Genomic DNA, 17,895 nt, shown 5'->3' with positions numbered 1-17,895 from the left:
AAGAGGCGTGGATTTCACGGTCGAGGAAGTCATCGGCAATCTGGGCCTGCAAGCCTTGGACGACGGCGTCTGGGAGCGTGCGATGGCGGCTGCGGGCGGCGCGGAGCCTTGCGGCGTGGTCAGCGCCTATCGCCTGCTGACGCCCGAGGCTTCGCACGACTGGCGCGCGGTGGAAGCCGAGGAGCTTTGGACCGTCTATATGGGGGCGGCCCTGGAGGTCGAGCTGGCGACGGAGGCGGGCGTGCGGTTGGAAACTCTGACGGCCGGATCGGGCCGCTGGCTCACGGTTCCTGAAGGCGGTTGGATTCGGACGCGGGCGATCGGCGGATGGTGTCTGGCGGGGCGGATCGGACCGGTGCAGGGTGTCGGCCTGTCCTGAAGCGGAGGCAGGAATGAGCGAACCTAAGACCAAGCCCACCGACGCCTCGGTCGAGGATTTCCTGGCGTCGGTCGAGCCCGCGCGGCGACGCGAGGAGGCCCGCACGGTCTGCGCCCTGATGCAGGCGGTCACCGGGGATGCGCCGGTGATGTGGGGGCCGTCCATCGTCGGTTTCGGCCGCTACACCTACGTCAACGGCACGAACAAGCCGGCGGATTGGCCGCGCATCGGCTTTTCTCCGCGCAAGGCGGCGCTGACACTCTACATCATGCCGGGATTTCAGACGCAGGCGGCGCTTCTGGACCGGCTGGGGCCGCACACGACCAGCGTCTCTTGCCTGTATATCAAGCGGCTGGATCAGGTGGACATGGAGGCGCTGCGGGCGCTGTGCGAATGGTCTTTCGAAGAGATGAAACGCCGCTATCCCTGATTGGCTTGCCCGAGCGAGCGAAGGGCCTATAGCGGATTCATGCGCACCTTTCTGATCGCCGCCTCCGCCCTGCTGTCCGCCTGCGCCCTGGCGCCGCTGGCCGCCGCCCAAACGCCGGTACAGCCGGTCGACCTGCTGCTGACTTCGGCCACGGTGGTTGACGTCGAGAAGGGGACGACGACGCCGGATCAGCTGGTGGCCGTGCGCGGCGGCGATATCGTGGCTGTGGGCCCTGAGGGCGAGGCGGGCCGTTATCAGGCCGTGCGGACGCTGGATCTGGGCGACCGCTACGTCATGCCGGGCCTGTGGGACATGCACGTCCACTTCGGCGGCGGCGAGCCTCTGATCGAAGAGAACGCCGAACTGATGCCGCTGTTCGTCATCAACGGCGTGGTGGCGGTGCGCGACGCGGCGGGCGATCTGGCGCAGCAGGTGCTGGACTGGCGCGACGCGCCGCCGACGGCCGACGCCCCGCGGATCTTCACTTCTGGGCCCAAGATCGAGGGCGTCGCCCCCGTCTGGAAGGGCGTGATCGAGACGGGCAGCGAGGCGGATGTGGACGCGGCGCTCGACCGGCTCCAGGCCCTGCGCGTCGACTTCGTCAAGATCACCGACAACACCCTGACGCCCGAGCTTTTCCTCTACGCCGTGCGCGAGGCGAAGAAGCGGGGCATGAAGACCTCGGCCCACATTCCCGCCAGCATCACCGTGCTGGAGGCCGCCGAGGCGGGCCTGTCGTCGATCGAGCATCTCGACTACGCCATGAAGGCGGGCTCGTGCGATGAGGCGGCCATCGCGGCCGACTATCTGGCGGGCAAATACACCTACGCCCAGACCATGCGGCGCTACGCCGACACCTTCGACGTGGAGACGGCGCGGCGCGTCTATGCGCGGCTGAGGGAGCTGGGCACGGCGGTGTCGCCGACCCTCTACGGCTCGACCACCCTGGCCAATCTGGATCTGGACGACCACTCGCAAGACGAGGGTCTGGCCTATGTCGGGCCGGGCATCCGGGCGACCTATGACTGGCGCATCCAGCGCGCCGCCCAGGCCACGCCGCAGCAGGTCGAGGATCGCCACTTCGTCAAGGACGTGACCGCGCGCACCCTGCCCATGCTGCGCGACGCGGGCGTGACCATCCTGACCGGAACGGACGCGGGCTTCCTCAACTCGTTCAACTATCCGGGCTTCTCGCTGCACGACGAGCTGGAGCTGTACGTCAAGCTGGGCCTGACGCCGCGCGAGGCCTTGATGGGCTCGGTCGTGGACGGGCCGCGCTTCCTGAACCAGGGCGAGCGCTACGGCGCGGTGGCGGCGGGCAAGTCGGCCGACCTGCTGGTGCTGGACGCCGATCCCCTGAAGGACGTCAGCGCCACCCGGGGCGCCGAGGCCGTGGTGCTGCGCGGCCGCCTGATCGATGCGGCCGAACTGGAGCGGATGCGGGCCGAAATCCGCGCTCGGGTCGCGGCGCGCAACGCCAGCTTCACGCCATCGCCGGCGTCCTGATCGGAGCTGGCGCTCAGGCCGCCATGCGCCAGTCTGAGCGGGCGTTGAAGGGCGGAGTGTGGAACTCGTCCCACAAGGCGTCTTCGTTGGTGTAGCGGCTGGTCGAGGCGCTGATCACGTCGACGACCTGTTCCTCCTGACGGTCCCAGATGACGGCCAGGTCGCTCTCCGTTTCGCACGGCACGATCATGTAGCGGTCGGCGAAGGTCTTCTTGGCGGGCTTTTGAACGGTCGGGGTGCGGGCGAAGGCCATGTCGTGATCTCCTGAAGCGAATGCCTCTTGCTGATGATGAGAGGATGCGACAGCATTGCGCCAGTTTCGGACGTATCGCTGTGGAGAAGTTTCTTGCGGCACGACAAGGCGGCGATGGTCATCGACCTGGCGCGGGGCATGGCGGCCAGCGCGGAGGGGCTGACGCTGAATGAAATGGCGGCCCAGCTGAACGTCGGGCGCCGCACGGCCGAGCGGATGCGCGACGCCGTGCTGATGCTGTTCCCCCAAGTCGAGGAGGTGTCCGACCCGCCGACCAAGCGCTGGCGCATCCGCGGCGGGCTTTCGGCTTTTGAACAGGCGCCGACGGCGACCGAGATGCTGGAGCTGACCAAGGCGGCGGCCGCCCTGCGCGCCGCGGGCGAACCCGCGCGGGCGGCGGCGCTGGAAAGCTTGGAGCGCAAGGTGAAGGCGGCGATGCGCTCGACCACATTGAACCGCATGGCGCCGGATCTGGAGGCTCTGGTCCGGGCCGAGACCATCGCCGTCCAGGCCGGGCCGCGCCCCAGCGCCGACGAGACGGTGCTGGCCGAGATTCGCGGCGCGGTGCTGGCCGAGCGGCCGCTGAACTTCATCTACGCCCGGCCCGGCGCTGAGGCGCGCACCCGCACCATGACGCCCTGCGGCCTGATGTTCGGGCGCGCCAACTATCTGGTGGCGGCGGATCGCGAAAGCGGGCGCATCCAGACCTTCCGCCTGGACCGAATGAGCGCGGTCGAGGCGGGCGAGGGCACGGCGCGGCCGCCCGCGGACTTCGACCTGGGCGCCTTCGCCAGCCAGTCCTTCGGCATCTATCAGGACGAGATCGAAGAGGTGGCCCTGCGCATCTCGCCCGAGGGCGCCGCCGAGGCGCGCGGCTGGCGCTGGCACCCGACCCAGACGATCGAGGATCAGGCCGACGGATCGGTCGTGGTGCGGTTCCGCGCCTCGGGGATGCGCGAACTGGCCTGGCACCTGTTCACCTGGGGCGAGCAGGCGACGATCGTGGGGCCGGATCGGCTGAAGGCGGTGATGGGCGAAGCGCTGGCGGCGGCGGGCCGCGCCCTCGAACGGGCGTAAAGCTGAGCAAAGCGTAAGGTGACGGGCGTAAGGCTTGGCCTCTAGCTTTCACCCGTCACCCTCGGGTCAAGCCGAGGATGACGAAGAGTGATGGCGAGAGGGTCGGGAGAGTGAACATGCAGAACGGGAGCCGTGCGTGCGTCTGAAAATCCTGGCCACGGGGGCTGTCGCAGCCGCCCTCCTGCTGACCGCCTGCGCCGCCGCGCCCGCGCCCGGCCCATGGAACGTCGAGGCGGCGCCGCAGGTGACGGTGACGCGGGCCGACGGGCGGCTGACGGTCGACTACCACTTCAACCGCGACGCCGTGGTCTGGGCCTTCATGGACTCGGCCCTGATCGACGAGGTTCGCGAGCCGTGGCGGCCGCGCCAGTGGACGGTCGAGACGCCCGGCGTGGTGATGGAGCGGCGCGGCCACTACGACATCATCCGCAGCGCAAACGGCGGCCCCGTGCCGCGCCATGTCCGTTTCAGCGTCACGCCTCAGGCGGTCGAGCTGGAGGCGGAGTACAAGACTCTCGTCTTTTCGGACGGGGCGGTGGCCTTGCCGACACGGCAGATGGACGTCTTCGCCCTGGGCTCGCCCGAGGCGGCGGCGGCGGTTCCGGCCGATCTGAACGGGGTCAATCTGGATGGCGGACCCTCGCGCGTGACCTGGCGCGACCTGGACGGGCCGGTGCTGTTCAACGGCGAGCGTCACGCCGAACTGACGACGACGGGCGAGCGGTCCTATGTTCTGCTGGGTCAGGCGCGGGTGACCCCGGGCGAAGGGCTGACCACGGTCATGGACCCGAACCTGCCGCCGTGGATCGGCGAGAAGATCCGCGACTTCGCCCCGCGCGTGGGCCAGTTCTACATGCAGCGGCTGGGGCGCCCGGGCGCGGGCGGCGACAAGCCGGTCGTCATGGTGTCGTGGAACGGCCCGACCGAGCGGATGACCAGCATGGGCGGCAGCGTCCTGCCCGGCCTGATCGTCATGTCGTTCGAGGGGACGGGCGTGACCCGTCCGACGGCGGAGATGGAGACGGTGTCCCGTTGGTTCATCGCCCATGAGAGCGCCCACTTCTGGCTGGGGCAGGCGGTGCGCTATGAATTCGCCCGCGACGCGTGGATCACTGAGGGCGGGGCCGACCTGATGGCGGTGCGGGCGCTGAAGGCGCTGGACCCGGCCTATGACGACCGCAAGGCGTTGCAGGAAGAGGTCGACGACTGCGTGACCCTGAGCCAAGGGCGCGGCGTGGCCGGAGCGGCGGAGCGGGGCGAGCACCGCGCCTATTACGCCTGCGGCGCCGTCTTCGCCATGATGGCCGAGGGGGCGCAGAAGCGGCGCGACGGCGGCGACTGGTTCGGCTTCCTGCGGCCCCTGCTGGACGCCAACCGCGGGGATGGCGTGTTGTCCCGCGCCGAATGGCTGAACGCCCTGACGCGGGTGTCGGGCGATCCGACGCTGGCGGCCGACATCGGGCGGATGCTGGATCAGGGGGCGGCCGATCCCGCAGCCGAGATCGCCGATCTGTTCGGCCGCGCGGGCGTGCCGCATCGGGTTGAAGGCGGGCGGATCGTTCTGACGACCTGAGGGGACGAATTGATCAGGCTCAAGGCGCGGAACGGCGGTTTGTGCGTTGATGGGGCGTGTCCTGAAACAGGAGGCCGCCATGCCCTGGACCAGTCTGATCGTGTACGTCGATGACGAAGCCGACAACCCCGCTCGCCTGATCGAGGCCTGCGCCCTCGCCGGCGCGCACGGGGCCCGACTGATCGGGGTGTCCGCTTGCGCACCGGAGACGCCCGTGGCGGACGCCTATGGCGCGGGCATACTGCTGGGCGAGGTGATGGCGGCCCAGCAGGCGCGCAACGAAACCACGCTGAAATCGGCCGAGCAGCGTTTCCGCGCCGCCGTCGAGGCGGCGGGGATCGAAGGCGAATGGCGGGGCGATGTGGGCGATCCCACGGGTCTGATGCTGCGCCACCTGCGGGCGGCGGATGCGGCCCTGGTCGGGCGCGATGCGGGCGGGGTCAGCGCGTGGCGTGCGCCGCATCCGGCGGATCTGGCCATGCGAGCCGGCCGGCCGGTCGTGGTGCTGCCGCCCAGTCCGATCCGATCGATAGTGGATGCTCCGGCGCTGCTGGCCTGGACCGACACGCGCGAGAGCCGACTGGCGGCGCAGGCGGCCCTGCCGCTGCTGAAGCGCGCCGACAGCGTGCGGGTGGTCGAACTGTGCGACCCTGAGGATATCGACGGCGCGCGGATCAGGACGCAGGACGTCGTCCGGTGGCTGGCGGGACATGGCGTCGCCGCCGAGCCCGACGCCCGCGCCCACGACGACCGCTCGGGCGGACGACGCCTGATCGACTGCGCCGAGGAAATGGGCGCCGGGCTGATCGTGGCCGGGGCCTGGGGCCATGCGCGGATGCGGCAATGGATCTTCGGCGGGGTGACGCAGACCCTGCTGACCGAAGCGCCCGTGGCGTTGATGCTGGCGCACTAATCCTTCTCCCCTTGTGGGAGAAGGTGGCGGCCGCAGGCCGACGGATGAGGGGTGTTTGCGCCTGCATCGGCCGTTGATGCTCGTCTCGTAGAAACGGCCAGCCGCCCCATCGACACCCCTCATCCGGTCCTCGCGGACCACCTTCTCCCACAAGGGGAGAAGGAAAATTATGCGAACGGATACGGGCTCACCGACTTCGACCAGTCGTCGACCGTCAGCGCCCGCCCCACCGGCGGCGCGGCGCGTTCGGCGCAGGGGTGGCGTTCGCACAGGCGGCAGGCCGGTCCGATGGGCGTGACCTCCGGCTTCTGAAGGTCCAGACCGCGCGCATAGATCAGGCGGTGGGCGTGTTTCAGTTCGCAGCCCAGGCCGATGGCCAGGTCGTGGCCCTCGGTGAAGGCGTCCTGGCCCTGACGATCCACGGTGCGGGCCAGGGTGAACCAGCGACCGCCGTCCGGCGTCTCGATGATCTGGGTGACGATGCGGCCCGGCGTTCGGAAGGCCGAGTGCAGCCGCCAGCGCGGGCAGGCGCCGCCGAAGCGCGAGAAGGGAAAGGCGCCCGAGGCGTATCGCTTGGACACGTTCCCCGCCTGATCCACCCGCATCAGGAAGAAGGGCACGCCGCGCGCCGTCGGCCGCGACAGGGTGGTCAGCCGGTGCGCCGCCTGCTCGAAACCGACGCCGAAGCGGGCCTGCAGCCGGGACAGGTCATAGCCGGTTTCCTCGGCCGCGCGCTGGAAGGCGCCGTAGGGCATCAGCACGGCGGCGGCCAGGGTGTTGGTCAGCGAGGCCTTGAGCAGGTTGCGCGTCGGGGCGTCGGGAGCGTTCGCCGCCTCGGTCAGGGCCTGAAGTTCGGCGCCGTGCTCCATCAAGGCCAGTTGATTGGCGACGGCGAAGGCGCGCGACGACGGGCCCAGCGCGTCGGACAGCAGCAGCCGCCCCCGGTGCGGGTCGAAGCGGCGGGTCCACTCGACCATGACCTCGGCGGGCAGGGTGCGGACCGTCAGGCCGTGGCGCGCGAACAGGCGCGCGCGGGCCAGACCTTCAAAGCCTTCGTCGGGGCCGGGGGCCTCGGCGCGCAGGGCCTCGTGCAGGGCCTCGCCCAGGGCGTCGAGCTCGGGAAAGTGGTTGTGGCGGGCCTGGACGTATTCGCGCACCCATTCGGACGGGCTGTCGGTCGGAGCCGCGCCGCCGCCGGCCTCGGTCTCGGCCCGGTCGCGCACGCGGCGGTCGGAGAAGGCGCGATAGAGGCGCAGGATGGCGTCGGCGGCGGCGGGCTGATCCTCGGCCAGTTGCATGATCTCGTGACGCGGCACGGCTAGCCCCTGAAACAGGGGATCGGCGAAGACTTCGGACAGTTCCGCCTCCGACGCCGGGCCGCCGGACTGGCCGAGGTTGCGCAGGTCGACGTCGTAGGTTTCGGCCAGACGCAGCAGCAACTGGGCCGAGACGGGGCGCTGGTTGCGCTCGATATGGTTCAGATAGGAGGGCGAGACGCCCAGGTCCGCCGCCATCGCTGTCTGCGACAGGCCAAGGTCGCGCCGCAGCCGCTTGAGGCGGCCGCCCAGGAACAGCTTGCGATCAGCGGCGGCGCTCATGGCGCGATCATGTCACATCATGACTTCGTTGCAAGGGTCATGATGTGACTGGTTGACTTGAATCTCGCGACTGGTGGTGTGTCATTCGTGACGACGGCGTGTTTAGCTCTTTGAGACAGCGGCTGCGGCCGCGCCTTATCGAGACCGAGACGAACATGACGACCTTCGCCGATCTGGTTCCTTCGCCCGCGGGCCGTTTCGACGGCATTGAGCGCCCTTACTCGCCGGAGGACGTTCTGCGTCTGCGCGGCTCGGTGCCGGTCACCCATACGCTGGCCGAACGCGGCGCCAACCGTTTGTGGGAGCTGCTGCACAGCGAGCCCTACATCAACGCCCTGGGCGCTGTGACCGGCAACCAGGCGATGCAGATGGTCCGCGCGGGCCTGAAGGCCATCTATCTGTCGGGCTGGCAGGTCGCGGCCGACGCCAATACGGCCGGGGCCATGTACCCGGACCAGTCGCTGTATCCGGCCAACGCCGCGCCGGAACTGTGCCGCCGCATCAACCGCACCCTGCAGCGCGCCGACCAGATCGAGCACGCTGAGGGCGGCGCCAGGCGTGAATGGTTCGCCCCCATCGTCGCCGACGCCGAGGCCGGTTTCGGCGGGCCGCTGAACAGCTTTGAGATCATGAAGGCCTTCATCGAGGCGGGCGCCGCGGGCGTCCATTTCGAGGACCAACTGGCCAGCGAGAAGAAGTGCGGTCACCTGGGCGGCAAGGTGCTGATCCCGACCCAGGCGCACGAGCGCAACCTGATCGCGGCGCGTCTGGCGGCCGACGTCTGCGGCACGCCGACCCTGACGGTGGCTCGCACCGACGCCGAGTCGGCCCAACTGATCACGTCGGACATCGACGAGCGGGACCATCCCTTCATCGACCGCGAGAACCGCACGCCCGAGGGCTTCTATCGCCTGAAGCCAGGCACGGGTCTGGACCACTGCATCGCGCGCGGCCTGTCCTACGCCAAATACGCCGACCTGCTGTGGTGGGAGACTTCGCACCCCGATCTGGACGACGCCAAGACGTTCGCCGAGGCGATCCAGAAGGAGCATCCGGGCAAGCTGATGGCCTACAACTGCTCGCCCTCGTTTAATTGGGAAGCCAAGCTGGACAAGGACACCATCGCCAAGTTCCAGCGCGAACTGGGGGCCATGGGATACAAGTTCCAGTTCGTCACCCTGGCGGGCTTCCACAGCCTGAACAACGGGATGTTCGAGCTGGCCAGCGGCTATCGCGATCGCGGCATGGCGGCCTATTCGGAGCTGCAACAGCGCGAGTTCGCCAATGAGGCGACCGGCTACACCGCCACGCGCCACCAGCGCGAGGTCGGCACCGGCTATTTCGACGACGTCGCCACGGTCATCTCTTCCGGCCAGTCCTCGACCACGGCCCTGAAGGACTCCACCGAAACCGCCCAGTTTCACGCCGCCTGAGTTCCAGACTTCACAGGAAAGGAAACCCTATGGAACCGTTGACCAGACCACAGGCCATCATCGACTTCTGTCTGGCCCCGCTGGGGCTCGACGGATCAGGCGAGGGCGAGCGAGAGGCGCGCCGCCGTCTGGAGCACGTCATCAGGACGTTCCAGTCCAAGGCCGCCCGGCCGCTGAGCGTGGATTTCTCGTCTATGCCCAGCCAGGTCATCAATGAAGCGGCGCACGGCTACGAATAGGGGCTGTCGCCATTGACTGTAGGCGATCTCAGGCCGCGGCTTCCGCGGCCTGAGGCGTTTGCGCGGTCAGCTCGGCGACAGTGGAAAGCAGCGTCTCGACGCTGAACGGCTTGGCCATATGCCGGTCGGCGCCGGCGACCAGAGCCTGCTCCAGATGTTCCGGCAAGGCGTTGGCCGTCAGCATGACGATGGGCGTGGGCGTAAGGCCAAGGACCGCCTCATGCAGGCGGATTTCACGCACGGCGGTCACGCCGTCCATGACGGGCATCTGCATGTCCATCAGCACCAGATCGAAGGTCTGGGCCCTATAGGTCTCGACCGCTTCGGCGCCGTTCTCGACGGAGACCAGGTCGACGAGGGACGGGTCGAGGATCAGTTCGACCACCCTGCGGTTTGTGGGGTGATCATCGGCGGCGAGGATGCGCAGGCGGCGCGGGGCCGGGTCGCAAGCCTGCGGCTCGCAGGCCTGCGGCAGGGAGGCGGGCGCGGCGGTATCGGGCGCGGCGACCTCGCGCCACGGCAGGGTCAGGATGAAGGCGGCGCCCGCGCCCGGTTCGCTCTCGCAGTCCAGGTCGCCGCCCATCATGGCCGCCAGATCGCGGGAAATCGCCAGCCCCAGGCCGGACCCGCCATAATGGCGGGTGATGTCCCCGTCGGCCTGTTCAAAGCGGTTGAACAGGCGATCGCGAGTTGGAGCGTCAAAGCCGATGCCGGTGTCCTGCACGACGAAGCGCAGGGTCTGAGGCCCCTGCGCCGGGGCGGCGTCGACGGTCAGGCTGACGAAGCCGGAGGTTGTGAATTTGACCGCATTGGAGACCAGATTGGTCAGCACCTGTTTCAGTCGAACGGGGTCTCCCATGACCCAGGCGCGGGCTTCGGGCGCCACCTCGACGATGAACTGCAGGCCCTTGTCGCGCGCGGCGGCGGCGTAGAGCAGGGCGGCTTCTTCGACGACGCGGGCCAGATCAAAGGCTTCCTCCTTCAGGTCCAGCCGTCCGGACTCGATCCGGGCCAGGTCCAGAATGTCGCTGAGCAGGGTCTGCAGGGTGCGGCTGGACGACTGGACCAGGTCCAGCATCTCATGCTGGGCGGCGCTCAGTTCCGTTCGCGCCAGCGCCTGGGCCACGCCGATGACGCCGTTAAGGGGCGTGCGGATCTCGTGGCTCATATTGGCCAGGAAGCGGCTCTTGGCGCGGTTGGCGGTTTCGGCGGCGTCGCGCGCCTCCGCCAGGGCTTCGGCGCTGCGGATCATGTCGGTGATGTCCGAACAGACGGTGACCAGGCCGCCGCCGGTGGTGCGACGGTCCTGGACGCGCAGCCATCGATCGCCGACCTGAAGCTCGCGCGGGCCCTGTGGATTGCGGCGTTGGGCCAGTCGTTCGGCGGCCCAGGCGCGTTCGCGGCCGACAGCCTCGGGATAGACGCCCGCCTTCAGGCCGATGTCGAGAAGTTCTTCAAACGAGACGCCGACTTTCAACGCGCTGGTTAGATGCGGGCTGATATCCAGATACCGCTGGTTCCAGATTTGCAGCCGGTCGTCGGCGTCATAGACGCCCAGACCGTCGGGCATGGCGTGAATCGCCTCCAGCACCTGCCCCAGCACGCTGCGGCGCGACCACCACATCATGCCGGTCAGGAAGGCGGCGATCAGCACCGTCAGGCCGACGCCGATCATCGTCCACAGGCCGATGAGCCGGGCCGAGGCGGCGGCTTCGGGCAGCAGCACGCCGGGCGCCGGGGTGACGGCGGCTGCGCTCATGCCGACGAAATGCAGCCAGCAGACGCCCAGCGCCGCAATGCCGGTTCCGCCCGCCAGCGCCCGCCAGTCGCGCCATGAGGGCAGGAAGGCGATGGAGGCGAAAATGGCGACCCCGCCGGCGACGGCCGCTATCGCCAGAGGCAGGTTCCAGACAATGACGGCGCCGGACAGGCGCACGGCGTCCATGCCCACGAAATGCATGGCGGCGACGCCGAAACCTGCGGTCACCGCTGGAAGGAGGCCGCCCGGCGCGCGGCGTCCCAAGGTGAAGATTGAACGGTGGCGCGAACCCAGGGCTGCGAAACCCAGGCTGATGCTGGCGCCCAGAGCCAGGATGATGACGGCCAGCGACAACAGCGTTTCGGCCGGGTCGTAGCGCACCGGCACGCCGGCGTCATAAGCCTGCATGGCGATGAAATGGGTGCTCCACACTCCCAGGCCGCCCACCAGCGCCGCCGCCGCCATGTAGGGCAGGCGCGAGCGCCGCGCCACGCGACGCGCCCGGTCGGCCAGCACGAAGGCGGTCGCCAGACTGAACAGGCAGACCAGTATGGCGACCGGGAGCAGGCGCCAGTCGTGATCATTGACGAGGCAACTGATGACGGTCCTCATGGCCTGTGTTCCGCTTGCTCCGAAAACTGTTGAAAAATCCGCCGTAAATCCGTGAAGAAACGCCGTTAGTGTCGTTTGACGTCGTGCGACTCGGCGCCCCCAAGTCCAGCATCCTAACGTCGGTCTGCTGAAGAATGAGATAACGTCGATCACCATGCCTTATGAGCATCCGCTATCACCCGTAGCCCCTACGGCGACGTCCCGGCTCTGGACGGCGGGCGCCAGCGGCGGCGTGGCGGTCCTGGTCATGGCGGTGCTGGCGGTGATGAAGCCGGAATTGGCCGGTTGGCTGGCGGCGGGCGCGGCGGCGGTGATTCTGGCGACCTGGCTGGTCAACCGGACGCCCCCGGCGCCGGTGGATATTTCCGAGCTGGACGGCGGCGCCGTGGACCTGGGGCCGGACGCGGCTTTGCTGGGCGATGTGTTCGAAGCGCTGGACGATCCTCTGTTCATCATCAGCGGCGGCGAGGCGGACGATATCGCCGGGCGCCGCATCGCCCTGGCCAATGCTGCGGCGCGCGAACTGTTTCGGCTGGGCGGGACCGGCGCGGGGCTGCTGGTCTCGGTGATCCGCGAGCCGCGCGTTCTGGAAGCGGTGGATGACGCCCTGTTCGAGGGTGTGGCGGGGGCGGTGGAATATGTCGGCGGCGGCGCTCAGGAACGGCACTGGCGCGCCCTGATCCGGCCGCTTCCCGCGCGCGAGGCGAACGACTGGGGCGGCGGCGCCCTGGCCCTGCTGGCCCTGCGCGACGAGACCGACGTGCGGCGCATGGAGAAGATGCGCGTAGACTTCCTGGCCAACGCCAGCCACGAATTGCGGACCCCTCTGGCCTCGCTGTCAGGCTTCATCGAGACGCTGAAGGGCCACGCCAAGGACGACCCCAAGGCGCGCGACAAATTCCTCGACATCATGGCGGTGCAGGCCGACCGGATGCGGCGTCTGGTGGCCGACCTGCTGTCGCTGAGCCGGATCGAACTGAACGAACACATCGCGCCGCTGGGCCGGGTCAATCTGGCGCGGGCGACGGCTGACGTGGTCGATGCGGTCAGCGTCATCTCGCGCGAGCGCCAAGTGACGATCAAGGCGGAACTGCCGCACGGCGGCTCCGCCGTGACCGGCGACCGGGACGAGATCGCCCAGGTGGTGCAGAACCTGATCGACAACGCCCTTAAGTACTCCAGCGCGGGCGGAACCATAGAGGTCGGCATCGAGATCGACCGCACGCTGGACGAGGCCATGTCGAGCCGGATGGCCGAGGGCAACCGCCTGTCGCTGGCCACGCCGGACCGCGAGGCCGGGCAGCGCTACGCCGTGGTCACCGTACGCGATCACGGGCCAGGGATGGCGCGCGAGCATCTGCCGCGCCTGACCGAGCGCTTCTATCGTGTCGAGGGACAGAAAAGCGGCGATCGTCAGGGCACGGGCCTGGGCCTGGCCATTGTCCGGCACATCATCATTCGCCACCGAGGCGGCCTGTCTGTGGACAGCGCGCCGGGACAGGGGGCTATCTTTGCGGCCTGTTTCCCGCTGGCTCCGACCTCTGAAAGCTGACGGAAGCGAAGGAAATCCGGGCGTTTGCGGATTCACCGTCACAGGACTGCGACATGACGGACCTGCGCCGTAACATAACTGTCATCCAGCCGTCTTAATCCGCTGACGTATCGCAGGCAGTTTCCCGGCCGAAACGCACCGCGCCCGGCGCGTTTGTCGATTCCTGCGCTGATCGGACCGGATGATCTGGATTTTCCTGCTGCTGCTGATCGCCTTCGTCGTCATGGCCTATGTGGCCGGGCGGGCGCTGGCCGTGCGTCGGAGCCGAGGCGCGAAGTCGCATTCGCGGCCTGGCCAACATGGGCTTTACGCCCTGATCTGGGTCGGGGCGCCGGCGCTGGCCATGCTGATCGCCGCCTCGGTCTTCTCGACCTCGATCGAGCAGCAGATGATGCGGGCGGGCGCGCCGGACAGCGTCGCTCAGCTTGAGCCCTTCCGCCGCGAGGCCTTCTTCGCCGACGCCCGCCTGGTCGGGGCGGGGCAGGAGGCGCGCCAGATCTGGCCCGCGCCCTACGCCGAGGAGCTGCCGGCCGAGGGCCGTCGCGCCCACCGCATCGCCGCGACCCTGAGCTGGGGCGGGGGCGTCGCCGCCCTGATCGCCGCGGTGCTGGGCGGCCTGTTCGTCTTCACCCGCATCCGCCCGGACCTGCGCGCGCGCAACAAGGTCGAGGGCTGGATCACCGGCGTCCTGTTCGCCTGTTCGGCGGTGGCGGTGCTGACGACGCTGGGCATCATCTTCTCGCTGGTGATCGATTCGCTGCGTTTCTTCAGCATGGTGCCGATCACCGAGTTCCTGTTCGGGACCAAGTGGAGCCCGCAGATCGCCATTCGCGCCGATCAGGTCGGATCGTCGGGCGCCTTCGGGGCCGTGCCCCTGTTCGCAGGCACCTTCCTGATCATGCTGATCGCGATGGCGGTGGCGGCGCCGATCGGCCTGTTCTCGGCCGTCTACCTGTCGGAGTATTCGGGGCGTAAGACCCGCGCCCTGGTCAAGCCTGCGCTTGAGGTTCTCGCGGGCGTGCCGACCGTGGTCTACGGCTTCTTCGCCGCCCTGACCGTGGGACCGGCTCTGCGCGTTTTCTTCAACGGCATTGGCGACCTGCTGATCGGCGGGCCGTTGAACGGCCTCGGCGTCTACCTGTCGCTGGTGCAGAACCAGATGGCTCTGGTGGCGGGGGCGGTCATGGGGATCATGCTGATCCCCTTCGTCAGCTCCCTGTCCGACGACATCCTGAACGCCGTGCCGCAGTCCCTGCGCGACGGGTCCTACGCCATGGGCGCCACCAAGTCCGAGACGGTCAAGAAGGTGCTTCTGCCCGCCGCCCTGCCGGGCATCGCCGGCGCCCTGCTGCTGGCCGTGTCGCGCGCCATCGGCGAGACCATGATCGTGACCATGGCGGCGGGCCTGGCCGCCAATCTGACCCTGAACCCGCTGGAGACGGTCACCACGGTCACCGTCCAGATCGTCACCCTGCTGACCGGCGACCAGGAGTTCAACAGTCCCAAGACGCTGGCCGCCTTCGGCCTGGGCCTGACGCTGTTCGTCGTCACCCTGCTGCTGAACATCGTCGCCATGCGTATCGTGCAAGCCTACCGGGAACAGTATGACTGACGCGGCTTCCCCCATGACCGGCGTCAGCCCGCGCACCCAGCGCCTGAAGGCCCGGCTGCGCGCCCGCTATGCGCGCGAGACGCGCTTCCGCTGGTACGGCCGTGCGGCCATCGGCGTGGCGCTTGCCTTCCTGGTGATCCTGCTCGGCAGCATCGTCACCCAGGGCTACACCGCCTTCTACGCCCACACCGTGACCCTGCCGGTCTATATGGATCCGGCGCGGATCGACCGTTCCTATCCGCAGGGCGCCAATTTCGAGCAGATCGTCGCCGAGCAGCAGATCCGCCGCCTGGGCGTTCAGGACGACGATCAGGGGACCAGAGCCTCGGCTATGAAGGCCCTGCTGTCTTCGGAACTGAAGTTCCAGGCCGCCAAGATGATCGCGCGCCAGCCCAGCCTGCTGGGCCAGACCGTGCCCGTCGCCGCCCCGCTGTCTGACGACGCCGAGATGTATCTGAAGGGCAAGATCACCCGCGATCAGCCCGAGGACCAGCGCCGCGTCTCCGATGCGCAGATGGACTGGCTGGACAAGATGAAGGCCTCGGGCGCCATCCGCGCCCACTTCAACTCCGCCCTGTTCACCAAGGGCGACTCGACCCAGCCGGAACTGGCGGGCCTGCTGGGCGCCGTGGTCGGTTCGGCCCTGATGCTGATGGTGACGGCCCTGATCGCCATTCCGGTCGGCGTCGGCGCCGCCGTCTGGCTGGAGGAATATTCGCCGCGCAACCGCATCACGGCGATCATCGAGGTCAACATCAACAATCTGGCCGCCGTGCCGTCCATCGTCTACGGCCTGCTGGGTCTGGCGCTGTTCATCAACTTCCTGCACCTGCCCAGGGCCAGTCCGCTGGTCGGGGGTCTGGTGCTGGCGCTGATGGCTCTGCCGACCATCATCATCGCCACCCGTTCGTCGCTGAAGGCGGTGCCGCCGTCGATCCGCGAAGCGGCCCTGGCCATGGGCGCCAGCCGCACCCAGACGGTGTTCGGCCACGTCCTGCCGCTAGCCATGCCCGGCGTGATGACCGGCGCGATCATCTCCATGGCCCACGCCCTGGGCGAGACGGCGCCCCTGCTGCTGATCGGCATGATCAGTTTCGTGCCGGGCGTGCCGCACGCCATCGACGAGCCCGTCGGCGCCCTGCCGTCGCTGATCTACATCTGGGAGAACGCCTCCGAGCGCGCCTTCCATGAACGGACGGCGGCCGCCATCCTTGTCCTTCTCGCCTTCATGATCGTCATGAACGCCGCCGCAGTCCTGCTGCGCCGTCGCTTCGAACGCCGGTGGTAAATCCTATGAAGTCCCCCATCCTCCGCGCTCCCGAAGGCGCCTCGAACGGCGGCGCCTCCGAGCCCGCCACCCTGACGACCGCGCCGACGGTCGGCGCCCACGCCTCGGCGCCGCTGGGGCCCATCAAGATCGCCGCGCGCGACGTCAGCGTCTTCTACGGCGACAAGCAGGCTCTGTTCGACGTCTCGCTGGACATCCCGGACAAGACGGTGACGGCGCTTATCGGGCCGTCGGGTTGCGGCAAGTCGACCTTCCTGCGGACGATGAACCGCATGAACGACACCATCCCTGGCGCCCGCGTGACCGGCCGCATCGAGATGGACGGCGGCGATATCAATGACCGCAAGATCGATCCGGTGCTGCTGCGCGCCCAGGTCGGCATGGTGTTCCAGAAGCCGAACCCCTTCCCCAAGACCATCTATGAAAACGTCGCCTACGGGCCCAAGATTCATGGTCTGGCCTCGTCCAAGGCCGAGATGGACGAGATCGTGCAGAAGGCGCTGAAGCGCGCGGGCCTGTGGGACGAGGTCGCCGACCGCCTGCACTCGCCGGGCACCGGCCTGTCGGGCGGTCAGCAGCAGCGCCTGGTCATCGCCCGCGCCATCGCGGTCGAGCCCGAAGTCATCCTGATGGACGAGCCCTGCTCGGCGCTGGACCCGATCGCCACGGCCAAGATCGAGGAACTGATCGACGAACTGCGCGAACGCTACTGCATCGTCATCGTCACCCACTCCATGGCCCAGGCGGCCCGCGTGTCGCAGCGCACGGCCTTCTTCCACATGGGCAAGCTGGTCGAGACCGGCGACACCGAAGAGATCTTCACCAACCCGCGCGAGCGGCGCACGCTCGACTACATCACCGGCCGCTTCGGCTGAGGACGCCACGATGAACCAGCATACGGTCAAGGCTTACGGCGACGAACTGAACCAGCTAACGGCCGAGGTGGTCCGCATGGGCGGCCTGGCCGAGGCCCAGGTGGCGGACGCCATCGAATCCGTCGCCCGCCGCGACGTGGCGTTGGCCAGGGCGGTGGTCGAGCGCGACAGCCGCCTGGACGCCCTGCATCGCGACATCGAGAAGAAGGCGATCCGCCTGATCGCCCTGCGTCAGCCGGTCGCCAGCGACCTGCGCCGCACGCTGGGGGCGATGAAGCTGGCCTCGGACCTGGAGCGGACCGGCGATCTGGCCAAGAACATCGCCAAGCGGGCGCTGATCCTGGCCGAGGCCGAGCCGATGCAGCCGCTGACCCGCTCCATCGAGCGGATGGGGCGGCTGGTGTCGAACCGCCTGCGCGACGTGCTGGACGCCTATACGGCCTCGGAGATCGAGCGCGCCCTGTCGGTCTGGCAGACCGACGACGAGGTGGACGAGCACTACAACGCCCTGTTCCGCGAACTGCTCACCTACATGATGGGCGACCCGCGCACGATCACGGCCTGCACCCACCTGCTGTTCATGGCCAAGAACCTGGAGCGGATCGGCGACCACGCGACCAATATCGCCGAGACGGTCCACTATGAGATCACCGGCGAGGAAATGCTGGGCGAACGGCCCAAGGCCGTGCCCGGCCCCGGCGAAGAACCGACGCCGACCCCGCATCTGTCTGCGTCTCCCGACGCGGCGGACGACTGATCCCCCTACATCGCTGACGACTTCGACGAACCGGAGAGG

The 17,895-nt window shown here is 68.6% G+C and carries 16 protein-coding genes; 13 read left to right on the top strand and 3 right to left on the bottom strand.

Annotation, left to right across the window (positions count from 1 at the left end; genetic code table 11):
* Positions 1-7 precede the first annotated feature (7 nt).
* From DA69_RS08585 to DA69_RS08575, 3 genes are read left to right on the top strand one after another with little or no spacing between them, the layout of a single operon-like run.
* Positions 8-379, top strand: coding sequence for a cupin domain-containing protein (locus DA69_RS08585; RefSeq protein ID WP_025978316.1), 372 nt, complete (start codon positions 8-10; stop codon positions 377-379).
* Positions 380-392: 13 nt separating this feature from the next.
* Positions 393-809: a DUF1801 domain-containing protein gene (locus DA69_RS08580; RefSeq protein ID WP_025978315.1), complete on the top strand. Its 417-nt coding sequence runs from the start codon at positions 393-395 to the stop codon at positions 807-809.
* 39 nt (positions 810-848) lie between these two features.
* Positions 849-2,315: an amidohydrolase family protein gene (locus DA69_RS08575; RefSeq protein WP_025978314.1), complete on the top strand. Its 1,467-nt coding sequence runs from the start codon at positions 849-851 to the stop codon at positions 2,313-2,315.
* Between the two features lie 13 nt (positions 2,316-2,328).
* Here DA69_RS08575 and DA69_RS08570 read toward each other — a convergent pair whose 3' ends face one another.
* Positions 2,329-2,568: a hypothetical protein gene (locus tag DA69_RS08570; RefSeq protein ID WP_025978313.1), complete on the bottom strand. Its 240-nt coding sequence runs from the start codon at positions 2,566-2,568 to the stop codon at positions 2,329-2,331.
* Between the two features lie 93 nt (positions 2,569-2,661).
* On the opposite strand from DA69_RS08570, the gene DA69_RS08565 reads away from it, so the two are divergent.
* From DA69_RS08565 to DA69_RS08555, 3 genes are all read left to right on the top strand, one after another.
* A complete protein-coding gene (locus DA69_RS08565) occupies positions 2,662-3,645 on the top strand; it encodes a helix-turn-helix transcriptional regulator (protein ID WP_025978312.1) in 984 nt (327 codons plus the stop codon).
* A 136-nt stretch (positions 3,646-3,781) separates the two neighbouring features.
* A complete protein-coding gene (locus DA69_RS08560; RefSeq protein WP_025978311.1) occupies positions 3,782-5,218 on the top strand; it encodes a hypothetical protein in 1,437 nt (478 codons plus the stop codon).
* Positions 5,219-5,297: 79 nt separating this feature from the next.
* The gene (locus tag DA69_RS08555; protein WP_167349649.1) at positions 5,298-6,131 is read left to right on the top strand and encodes a universal stress protein; all 834 of its coding nucleotides are present in this window, start codon (positions 5,298-5,300) and stop codon (positions 6,129-6,131) included.
* A gap of 167 nt (positions 6,132-6,298) precedes the next feature.
* On the opposite strand, the gene DA69_RS08550 is transcribed toward DA69_RS08555, so the two are convergent.
* Complete coding sequence (locus DA69_RS08550; protein ID WP_025978309.1) at positions 6,299-7,729, bottom strand: helix-turn-helix domain-containing protein; 1,431 nt, start codon at positions 7,727-7,729, stop codon at positions 6,299-6,301.
* A gap of 155 nt (positions 7,730-7,884) precedes the next feature.
* Here DA69_RS08550 and aceA point away from each other — a divergent pair, with 155 nt between their 5' ends.
* Positions 7,885-9,162, top strand: a complete 1,278-nt coding sequence (aceA, locus tag DA69_RS08545; RefSeq protein WP_025978308.1) for an isocitrate lyase — start codon at positions 7,885-7,887, stop codon at positions 9,160-9,162.
* A 29-nt stretch (positions 9,163-9,191) separates the two neighbouring features.
* Positions 9,192-9,401 (top strand): hypothetical protein, encoded by a 210-nt coding sequence (locus tag DA69_RS08540; protein ID WP_025978307.1) that lies wholly within the window; start codon positions 9,192-9,194, stop codon positions 9,399-9,401.
* 28 nt (positions 9,402-9,429) lie between these two features.
* On the opposite strand, the gene DA69_RS08535 is transcribed toward DA69_RS08540, so the two are convergent.
* Complete coding sequence (locus DA69_RS08535) at positions 9,430-11,772, bottom strand: ATP-binding protein (protein ID WP_064108283.1); 2,343 nt, start codon at positions 11,770-11,772, stop codon at positions 9,430-9,432.
* Positions 11,773-12,004: 232 nt separating this feature from the next.
* On the opposite strand from DA69_RS08535, the gene DA69_RS08530 reads away from it, so the two are divergent.
* From DA69_RS08530 to phoU, 5 genes are all read left to right on the top strand, one after another.
* Positions 12,005-13,324 (top strand): sensor histidine kinase, encoded by a 1,320-nt coding sequence (locus DA69_RS08530; protein ID WP_082891472.1) that lies wholly within the window; start codon positions 12,005-12,007, stop codon positions 13,322-13,324.
* 181 nt (positions 13,325-13,505) lie between these two features.
* Positions 13,506-14,936: a phosphate ABC transporter permease subunit PstC gene (gene pstC / locus DA69_RS08525; RefSeq protein WP_025978164.1), complete on the top strand. Its 1,431-nt coding sequence runs from the start codon at positions 13,506-13,508 to the stop codon at positions 14,934-14,936.
* Entirely contained in the window at positions 14,929-16,224 is a 1,296-nt protein-coding gene (pstA, locus tag DA69_RS08520; protein WP_025978165.1) for a phosphate ABC transporter permease PstA, read from the top strand. Before pstC ends, pstA begins: the two co-directional genes overlap by 8 nt.
* Before the next feature lie 5 nt (positions 16,225-16,229).
* Positions 16,230-17,099: a phosphate ABC transporter ATP-binding protein PstB gene (gene pstB, locus DA69_RS08515; protein ID WP_025978166.1), complete on the top strand. Its 870-nt coding sequence runs from the start codon at positions 16,230-16,232 to the stop codon at positions 17,097-17,099.
* A 10-nt stretch (positions 17,100-17,109) separates the two neighbouring features.
* Positions 17,110-17,856, top strand: coding sequence for a phosphate signaling complex protein PhoU (gene phoU, locus DA69_RS08510; protein WP_025978167.1), 747 nt, complete (start codon positions 17,110-17,112; stop codon positions 17,854-17,856).
* Positions 17,857-17,895: the final 39 nt, after the last annotated feature.

It is taken from the genome of Brevundimonas naejangsanensis, assembly GCF_000635915.2.
Lineage (GTDB): Bacteria > Pseudomonadota > Alphaproteobacteria > Caulobacterales > Caulobacteraceae > Brevundimonas > Brevundimonas sanguinis.
Note: the sequence above shows the minus strand (reverse complement) of the source record. Positions and strands in the feature narration are given on the sequence as shown.

Bases quoted from the DNA above. Each gene is read 5' to 3' on its own strand.
- DA69_RS08580 (WP_025978315.1), top strand. From the start codon at position 393: ATGAGCGAACCTAAGACCAAGCCCACCGACGCCTCGGTCGAGGATTTC.
- DA69_RS08575 (WP_025978314.1), top strand. From the start codon at position 849: ATGCGCACCTTTCTGATCGCCGCCTCCGCCCTGCTGTCCGCCTGCGCC.
- DA69_RS08570 (WP_025978313.1), bottom strand. From the start codon at position 2,568: ATGGCCTTCGCCCGCACCCCGACCGTTCAAAAGCCCGCCAAGAAGACC.
- DA69_RS08555 (WP_167349649.1), top strand. From the start codon at position 5,298: ATGCCCTGGACCAGTCTGATCGTGTACGTCGATGACGAAGCCGACAAC.
- DA69_RS08550 (WP_025978309.1), bottom strand. From the start codon at position 7,729: ATGAGCGCCGCCGCTGATCGCAAGCTGTTCCTGGGCGGCCGCCTCAAG.
- aceA (WP_025978308.1), top strand. From the start codon at position 7,885: ATGACGACCTTCGCCGATCTGGTTCCTTCGCCCGCGGGCCGTTTCGAC.
- DA69_RS08540 (WP_025978307.1), top strand. From the start codon at position 9,192: ATGGAACCGTTGACCAGACCACAGGCCATCATCGACTTCTGTCTGGCC.
- DA69_RS08535 (WP_064108283.1), bottom strand. From the start codon at position 11,772: ATGAGGACCGTCATCAGTTGCCTCGTCAATGATCACGACTGGCGCCTG.
- pstC (WP_025978164.1), top strand. From the start codon at position 13,506: ATGATCTGGATTTTCCTGCTGCTGCTGATCGCCTTCGTCGTCATGGCC.
- pstA (WP_025978165.1), top strand. From the start codon at position 14,929: ATGACTGACGCGGCTTCCCCCATGACCGGCGTCAGCCCGCGCACCCAG.
- pstB (WP_025978166.1), top strand. From the start codon at position 16,230: ATGAAGTCCCCCATCCTCCGCGCTCCCGAAGGCGCCTCGAACGGCGGC.
- phoU (WP_025978167.1), top strand. From the start codon at position 17,110: ATGAACCAGCATACGGTCAAGGCTTACGGCGACGAACTGAACCAGCTA.